Below are 7,394 nucleotides of genomic sequence, written 5' to 3'. Positions count from 1 at the left end.
GAGGCACAACAGCAAGGACCCATCCACCGGGGTCTGTGCTGCACCGACGGCATGCCGAACTCATCGCCAGCACCGCGTCCGGCAGCGCTCAGTCCCAATCGGGCTCCCCAGGCTCACACGACGACGTGAACGACGGGCTCTTCTCCCCTGAAGAGGCACACCCGTCGTGAGAACCTCGCCGCCCTCACGCCTGCAGCTGCACCTGCACCTGCACACCGACACAGCCGGTGTCAGCCATGGTCGCAGCTGTATAGGACAGCGGCTGAGCGATTGTTGTCTGATAACCGCACAGTGAAACACGTGGCCCCTTCGGGTGTGGCTGGGCCGACTGCCGGTTCGACCACACCCTGTGGCCGGATCAGCTGATCCAGGGCATCGGGTTGACGTACGAGCCGTTCTGCATGATCTCGAAGTGCAGGTGGCAGCCGGTTGAAGCACCGGTCGTGCCGGAGGAGGCGATGACCTGCCCCTGCTTGACCCGCGTGCCGGACCGCACCTTGAGACTGGAGTTGTGGCTGTAGGTTGAGGCGATCTTGGAGCCCTTCATCTTGCCGTGGGAGATCACGACCCGGTTGCCGTAGCCTCCGGCCCAGCCGGCTGAGACGACGACACCATCACCGGATGCGCGCACCGGCGAGCCGCAGCCCATGCCGAAGTCGGTGCCGGTATGCAGTTTGCGCCGCTTGGAGATCGGGTGGATGCGGTAGCCGAACGGTGAGGTGATCGGGTATCCCTGTGCCGGGTTGATGAGGTCGCCGTTGCCGGTGGGCAGGCCCTTCTTCTCCTGCTCCTTCTCCCACTTCTCGACTTCCTTGGCAAGCCGGTCCTGCTCTGCCTGCTGCTCCTCAAGCTGCCGCTCAGCCTCATCACGGCTGTCCTCGATGCGCTTGGAAGCCTCATCCTTCGTGGTGATGAGCGTGTCCAGGTCATCGCGCTTCTGCTTCGCGTCGCGCTCTGCGGCTTCCTTGCGCAGCACCACCTTCGCAGCCTCTTCCTTCAGTTCTGCGATCTCCTCGGTGACTGCATCGAGGCGGTCCTTGTTGTTCATGTTGAGCGAGCGCTGCTCAGACAGCTGGGTGATGCTGCGCTGCTGCGCGCGCACTGCCGAGTCGACGCGCGTCGCTCCCGAAGCACCGTTCTGCGTGCTGGCCATCTGCAGCAGCATCGCCACATCGGAGGTGACTCCGGAGTTCTGGTACGCCTGGCGGGCGATCTTCGTCACCGACTTCTGCTTCCTGTCCAGATCGGCTTCGCCTTTGTTGATGTCATCCTGCAGGCTCGACTGGGCGTTCTCGGCAGACGTCAGGCGGGCGCCGAGTTCTTCGTCTTCGCGCTGTGCGTCCTCGAGTTCTTCCTGCGCCTGGCCGAGGGCTTCCTCAGCCCCGGGCATCTCCTCTTCGGCTGCTTCCTTCTCTGCGATGGTGCGGGCGAGGTCATCGTCGAGGTCGCGGAACTCCTTCTGCAGCTCCTCGACGCGCTTGTCGATTCGGTTCTTCTGCTCTTTGGGATTCGCCACTGCTGAGGTCAGCGGCATCAGCAGGGTGAGGAACATGGCGATCGCTGCCAGCAGCAGCGCGGGAAGGATCCGTCCGTTCGTCTTCAGCATCTGTTCCCACTCAGACCTTCATGTACCGGCGCAGTGTCACGAGCGAGGACAGCCCAGCCATGAGCACGCCCACCAGCACCAGGAACGGTGCGATGAGAACGACGTCGGCGACTGAGACCAGGTCGAAGCTCGCCAATTGCGATTGTAGCCAACCAGTGATCCCGAAGTGCACGATCACAGCCAATCCCAAGGCTGCCAACAGGGATCCGATCGCCGCAGCGATCACGCCTTCGAGCACGAACGGCAGCTGGATGAACATGTTCGACGCGCCGACCAAGCGCATGATGCCGGTCTCTCTGCGTCTGGAGAACGCTGAGAGCCGGATCGTCGTGGCGATGAGGAGGACAGCGCACAGCAGCATGATCCCAGCGATGCCGATCGCGATCGCTGTCATCACGTTCATGACCGAGAACAGCTGATCGAGCAGCTGGTTCTGGTCGACGACTTCCTCAACACCGGGCGTGGCGGAGAAGTACTCGTTGATGATCTCGTACTGCTCAGCGTCAGCAAGCTTGACTCGATACGACTCCTGCATCTGGTCTTCGGGGATGGAGCCCTCGAGCGAGGTGCCCTCGAACTGCTCCTGGAAGAGCTTGTAGGCCATCGCCTTGTCCTCGAAGATGACGTCTTCGACATACGGGCTCAGGTCAGCACCTTCGAGGGCCGTCTCGATCTGCTGCTTCTGCTCGGCCGTCGCCTCGCCGGTCGCACAGGTCGGTGCCTCGGAATCAGGCGGGCACAAGAAGATCGCCACCTGCACACGGTCGTACCAGTAGTCCTTCATGCCCGAGATCTGCATCTGCAGCAGTGCGGCAGCACCGACGAAGAGCAGGGAGACGAACGTGACGAGGATGACCGAGACGACCATCGACATGTTCCGGCGCAGGCCGTTCCACGTCTCGGAGAGGATGAAGGAGAATCTCATGCGCTCACCCCGTAGCTGCCGTGCTCGTCATCACGGACGATCCGGCCGTTGCTCAGTTCGATGACGCGGCGATTCATCCGGTTGACGATGTCACCGTCGTGGGTGGCCATGAGCACGGTGGTGCCGGCGCGGTTGATGCGCTGGAGGACTTCCATGATCTCGTCGCCGGTGATCGGGTCGAGATTGCCGGTCGGCTCGTCGGCGAGGAGGATCGCCGGCTTGTTGACCACTGCGCGGGCGATGGCCACGCGCTGCTGCTCACCGCCGGAGAGCTCGTGCGGATAGCGCTTGTGCTTGCCCTCCAATCCGACGGTTTCAAGCACATCGGGCACCAGAGTCGAGATCGCAGCCCTGGTCTTGCCGATGACGTGGAGGGTGAATGCGACGTTGTCGAAGACGGTCTTGTTCGGCAGCAGCCGGAAGTCCTGAAACACGGTGCCGATATTGCGGCGCAGATACGGCACGCGCCATGAGGGCATCTTGACGACGGACTTCCCCGCCACCCGGATCCGCCCGCTGGTGGGCACCTCTTCGCGCAGCACCAGGCGGATGACGGTCGATTTCCCCGAGCCCGAGGCGCCGACGAGGAAGACGAAATCGCCGGCCTCAGCGGTGAAGGAGATGTCGTTCAGGGCTGGCTGAGCCTTGGAATCGTAGACTTTGGTGACCGATTCGAAGGTGATCAAATGAGGTTCGCAATCGCAGAGGGACAGTGGCAATCGTTCCCACTGTACGAACTTCCACCGGCCAATGCGCGCACCTCATCTGGCGAGTCGCTCACGGTTCGGTGTGAGATCGCCTGCGGTGACCGGTCAGATCAGGCGAGTTCCGCCTCGGCTTCGGCAGCTTTCTGCTGCTCCTTGCGCCAGCGGATACCGGCTTCGAGGAACGCGTCGATGTCGCCGTCGAAGACGGCAGGCGGGTTGGACTCCTCGTGCCCGGTCCGCAGATCCTTGACCATCTGGTACGGGTGGGTGACGTACGAGCGCATCTGATCGCCCCAGCTGGCCTTGATGTCACCGGCGAGGTTCTTCTTCTCCCGCTCCTCCTCCTCGTGCTTGAGCTGCAGCAGGCGGGACTGCAGAACGCGCATCGCAGCGGCACGGTTCTGGATCTGGGACTTCTCGTTCTGCATGCTCACCACGGTGCCGGTCGGCACGTGGGTGATGCGCACCGCCGAGTCAGTCGTGTTGACCGACTGGCCGCCAGGGCCTGAGGAACGGTAGACGTCGATGCGCAGGTCGTTCTCGTCGATCTCGATGTGGTCGGTCGCCTCAATGAGCGGGATGACTTCGACGGCGGCGAACGAGGTGTGGCGGCGGGCGTTCGAGTCGAAGGGGCTGATGCGCACGAGCCGGTGCGTTCCGGCCTCGACCGAGAGCGTGCCGTAGGCGTACGGGGCGTTGATCTGGATGGTCGCCGACTTCACGCCGGCGCCTTCCGCATACGAGGTGTCGAGTTCCTGGACGCTGTAGTCCTTGCTCTCAGCCCAGCGGATGTACATGCGGGTCAGGGTCTGGGCGAAGTCGGTGGCGTCGTCGCCGCCGGCGCCGGAGCGGACGGTGATGACCGCGGCGCGCTCGTCGTATTCGCCCGAGAGCAGCGTGGCGATCTCCAGGGAGTCGAGTTCGCGGCGCAGCTTGCCGATCTCGTCTTCGGCCTCGGCAAGGGTGTCGGCGTCGTCTTCGTCCTCGGCCATCGAGACGAGCAGCTCGACGTCCTCGATGCGGGAATCGAACTTCTCGAGCTTCTCCAGGTGCCCCTGCCGGTGGGACAGCTTCGAGGTCACCTGCTGTGCCTCATCCGGGTTGTCCCACAGGTCCGGTGCCGCCGCAGCCTCGGTCAGCTCCGCGACCTCGGAGCGCAGCTGGTCGATGTCGGAGACATCGCGGATCGAGGCGTAGGTCTGTTTGAGGGCAGCGATCTCGGAAGAAAAGTCAATGGCCATAGTGCTCCCTAGCGTAGTGCATGATGCCTGCGGCCGCGGTGGCTCACCCGGTTGCTGCTTCAGCGCCACGCCGTGCGCAGCACCGTCGTCAGCTCCAGCGGCGCGTGGGAGCGTACCGCGGTGAGGATGCCGGCTCCCTCAGGACTGCGAGTGTAGACCGGTGCCCCGCCTCCGACCCACATCTCCCACGCTTGTGCATAGGCCTCTGCCCGGGATCGGTTCGCTCCCAGCACTGCCGGCACGGGATGCCACACCGGTGTGTGTTCATGTGCCCTTCCGGCCCCGGAGCGCAGATCCTCCCAGAGCCCACGCAGCCCTGGACGCCGCGGTTCCAGATGCCAGCTGGGAATCAGGTAGCGCGGATCTGAGATCGGCGAGACGGCCTCGTCGAGGGCAAGCGCGAAGACCTCAGCTGATCCAGGATCGGCGTCGAGATGGATCCGCTGGTCCCCGCAGGCATCGATGCTCACACGCACCGCGTCCGCACCTGCGGAGCTTGCACCTGTGTCGTGCAGAGCATCGGCGATTGCTCCAGCGATCTCAGCGACAGTCGGTGCACGCCCATACAGACGCCGGCGCCGATGTCCAGCGACAGACAACGTCACCGGCAGGCTGGCGAGTGTGAGTGCAGCGATGACACTCAGCGCTGCGGCGAGCAGACCACTGCTCGCGACCGCGCCGACAGCGGCAAGCAACCCGATGCCGCTCCATGCGCTCAGGGCTCCGAAGCCGAGGCGGAATGGCACCAGGTTCCCGGGGTCGCCGGAACGGTGACGAGGCGACACGGTGATGGCGTTGATGCCCGAAGCGTCGCTGTTCGGTCGGTTCCCGGCATCGAGCGCGGAGACGATGCGCACCGTCCTGATCGGCTCGTCCCGATACTCTCCGCCGACGTTCCAGCGCTGGGCCACCTCAGACCGCGCCTGAGCTCGCGTGATCATACGAGCGTTGATCTCGTCGAACATCGCGTCGGCGGGAGGTTCGAAGGCGGAGAACGACGGATCGATATGGGCGACGCCGTCAACGACGTCTCCGTCTGCATCAGTGCCGAAGAAGCCGTCGTGTTTGCGGACGAGTCGGATCCAGTCCTGGTCTCCGCGCGGGTGGTTCGAGCTGGAGCAGACGACAGTCCAGTTGAGTGCCACCTTCTCCGGCCATGCGGGGTCCTTTCGCAGCGCACGTCCGCGGGTCTGCGTGACTGCTGTCGGAGTGGTCGCGGTGGACAGGTCGATGATCCCGGTGGCCGCTGGGGCGTCCCAGCCCTCGCCGAGCAGCCCCCGGGTGCCGATGAGGATCTGAGCATGCCCGCGGCTGAAGTACTCGGTGATGAGCGGCAGCCAGGTGCGGGCGGTCCAGCCTCCTTCGAGGCGGCTGACCCCGTTCGACGGCTCGCTCATGGCCAGCCGTGACGCCAGAGCTGTGTCGCTCTCGGCGATCCACGCGTGAAGGTCGGACAGCACACCGGCAGCGCCGGCGACCGTGCGCCCGGACACCAGCAGCGGGCGCAGCGGCTCAGTGCGCGGATCGGCGATGAGCGTTTCGAGGACGAGGAGTGCAGAACCGGATTGTTCGCTCAGCACGGCGCTGACGTCAGCAGACAATCGCGCGGTGGCGGATTCGAAGTCACACAGGATGAGCATCCGCAGACGCTCGGACAGCTCAGCTGCTTCAATGGCGATGATGTCGGCACACGCCTGCGGCTTGGCAGCCGAGCGGGCGATGACCCGGTCGGCCGGCGAGCGACCGGCACGGATGCCGTGCCGGGTCCACCGGTAGCCGAGGGCCGGCAGCGCGCGGCGGATCGCCTCGGCGTTGGCCGCATCACCGGCGTGACCGGAGACGCGCAGGCTGTTGCGCATCCAATCGTCGACCAGCCTCATCCAGTCGTCGATGTCGGGGTCCCGGCGATGCTGTTCGCCAACTCTGGCACCCGGGGGAAGACCCAGCAGTCCCGCGTGGTGGAGGCGCAGAGCGGCGTCGGCCAGTTCGGGAGCGGCCTTGCTGAGGTCCGTCCAGCTGACTGTTTCAGCGCGCGTGCCGAGGAACCGCTGATCGGCCCATGTGAGGAATCCCGAACTGCGATGGGTGTGGCCGAGGCTGAGGATGCTGGTGATGAATTCGTCGAAGTGGACGCTGGTCGCTGCCAGCCAGTCCGCTTCTTCGCGGGTTGGGGTTGTCAGCCAGACGAGGTCGGCGAAGGGCGCCAGATCGCCTTCCTTGACCGCAGCCGGGATCGAGGCTGCGTAGCGAACCTCGGAGAAGAGACTGTCCACCAGCTCGTTCTGCTGTCGCGTCATCGTCGCCGGAGGTGTGGCGGTCAGCCCGAGCACCCACACCTCGGGAAGCATGTCGAGCAGCTCAGCCAGCAGCGAACCCCACACGTCGAGCAGGTGATGGCACTCATCGAGGATGAGCAGCACCGAGCCGGCAGCTGCGATCCGGTCGACGAGCGCCCTGCCGCCCGGCGCGAGCTCTTCGAGCAGGCTGCCCATGCTGCGCTCGTCATCGAACACAGCCAGTGACTGATAGGTCAGCGCAGTGAATGTCGCGTGCAGCCCCCGGTCCGTGCCGGCGGCGCCGAAATCGTCATCGCCGCGACCGTTCCACGCATGGGCCCACTGGCCTTGGATCGCGGTGTTGGGACCGAAGGCGACCACGGTGTCAACGGTGTGCTGGGCCAGCAGCGTCTGAGCGTGCTCGACCCCGACGCGTGTCTTGCCGGCACCGGGAGGCAGGACGATCCACGACCGGCGTTGACCAGCAGCGCTCGCGGCGGCGAGAGCGGCGAGCGCTCCCCGCTGGTGCCGGCGCAGAGGCGGCAGAGCTCCTGCCGTCATCATCTCCCCTCCCGTCGAGATGCCCGGGGCCACTCTACGCGCACGCGTCTCGCCGTACAGCCGTGGTGCGTGTGTCAT

The 7,394-nt window shown here is 65.2% G+C and carries 5 protein-coding genes; all 5 read right to left on the bottom strand.

The window, feature by feature from the left end:
* Positions 1-358: 358 nt before the first annotated feature.
* The 5 genes from H9634_RS10810 to H9634_RS10790 all read right to left on the bottom strand — a co-directional run bounded on the left by H9634_RS10810 (position 359) and on the right by H9634_RS10790 (position 7,394).
* Positions 359-1,606, bottom strand: coding sequence for a peptidoglycan DD-metalloendopeptidase family protein (locus H9634_RS10810; RefSeq protein WP_191726656.1), 1,248 nt, complete (start codon positions 1,604-1,606; stop codon positions 359-361).
* A gap of 10 nt (positions 1,607-1,616) precedes the next feature.
* Entirely contained in the window at positions 1,617-2,531 is a 915-nt protein-coding gene (gene ftsX, locus H9634_RS10805) for a permease-like cell division protein FtsX (RefSeq protein ID WP_175294083.1), read from the bottom strand.
* Positions 2,528-3,217, bottom strand: a complete 690-nt coding sequence (ftsE, locus tag H9634_RS10800) for a cell division ATP-binding protein FtsE (protein WP_175294082.1) — start codon at positions 3,215-3,217, stop codon at positions 2,528-2,530. Before ftsE ends, ftsX begins: the two co-directional genes overlap by 4 nt.
* A 131-nt stretch (positions 3,218-3,348) precedes the next feature.
* Positions 3,349-4,479 carry a peptide chain release factor 2 gene (gene prfB / locus H9634_RS10795; RefSeq protein WP_102162979.1) on the bottom strand — a complete coding sequence of 377 codons (1,131 nt, stop codon included), beginning with the start codon at positions 4,477-4,479 and terminating at the stop codon, positions 3,349-3,351.
* Positions 4,480-4,538: 59 nt separating this feature from the next.
* Positions 4,539-7,394: a DEAD/DEAH box helicase family protein gene (locus tag H9634_RS10790; protein ID WP_225210844.1), complete on the bottom strand. Its 2,856-nt coding sequence runs from the start codon at positions 7,392-7,394 to the stop codon at positions 4,539-4,541.

Source organism: Brevibacterium gallinarum (assembly GCF_014836885.1).
Classification (GTDB): domain Bacteria; phylum Actinomycetota; class Actinomycetes; order Actinomycetales; family Brevibacteriaceae; genus Brevibacterium; species Brevibacterium gallinarum.
This window is presented reverse-complemented; position numbering and strand designations above follow the sequence as displayed.

Bases quoted from the DNA above. Each gene is read 5' to 3' on its own strand.
- H9634_RS10810 (WP_191726656.1), bottom strand. From the start codon at position 1,606: ATGCTGAAGACGAACGGACGGATCCTTCCCGCGCTGCTGCTGGCAGCG.
- ftsX (WP_175294083.1), bottom strand. From the start codon at position 2,531: ATGAGATTCTCCTTCATCCTCTCCGAGACGTGGAACGGCCTGCGCCGG.
- prfB (WP_102162979.1), bottom strand. From the start codon at position 4,479: ATGGCCATTGACTTTTCTTCCGAGATCGCTGCCCTCAAACAGACCTAC.
- H9634_RS10790 (WP_225210844.1), bottom strand. From the start codon at position 7,394: ATGACACACGCACCACGGCTGTACGGCGAGACGCGTGCGCGTAGAGTG.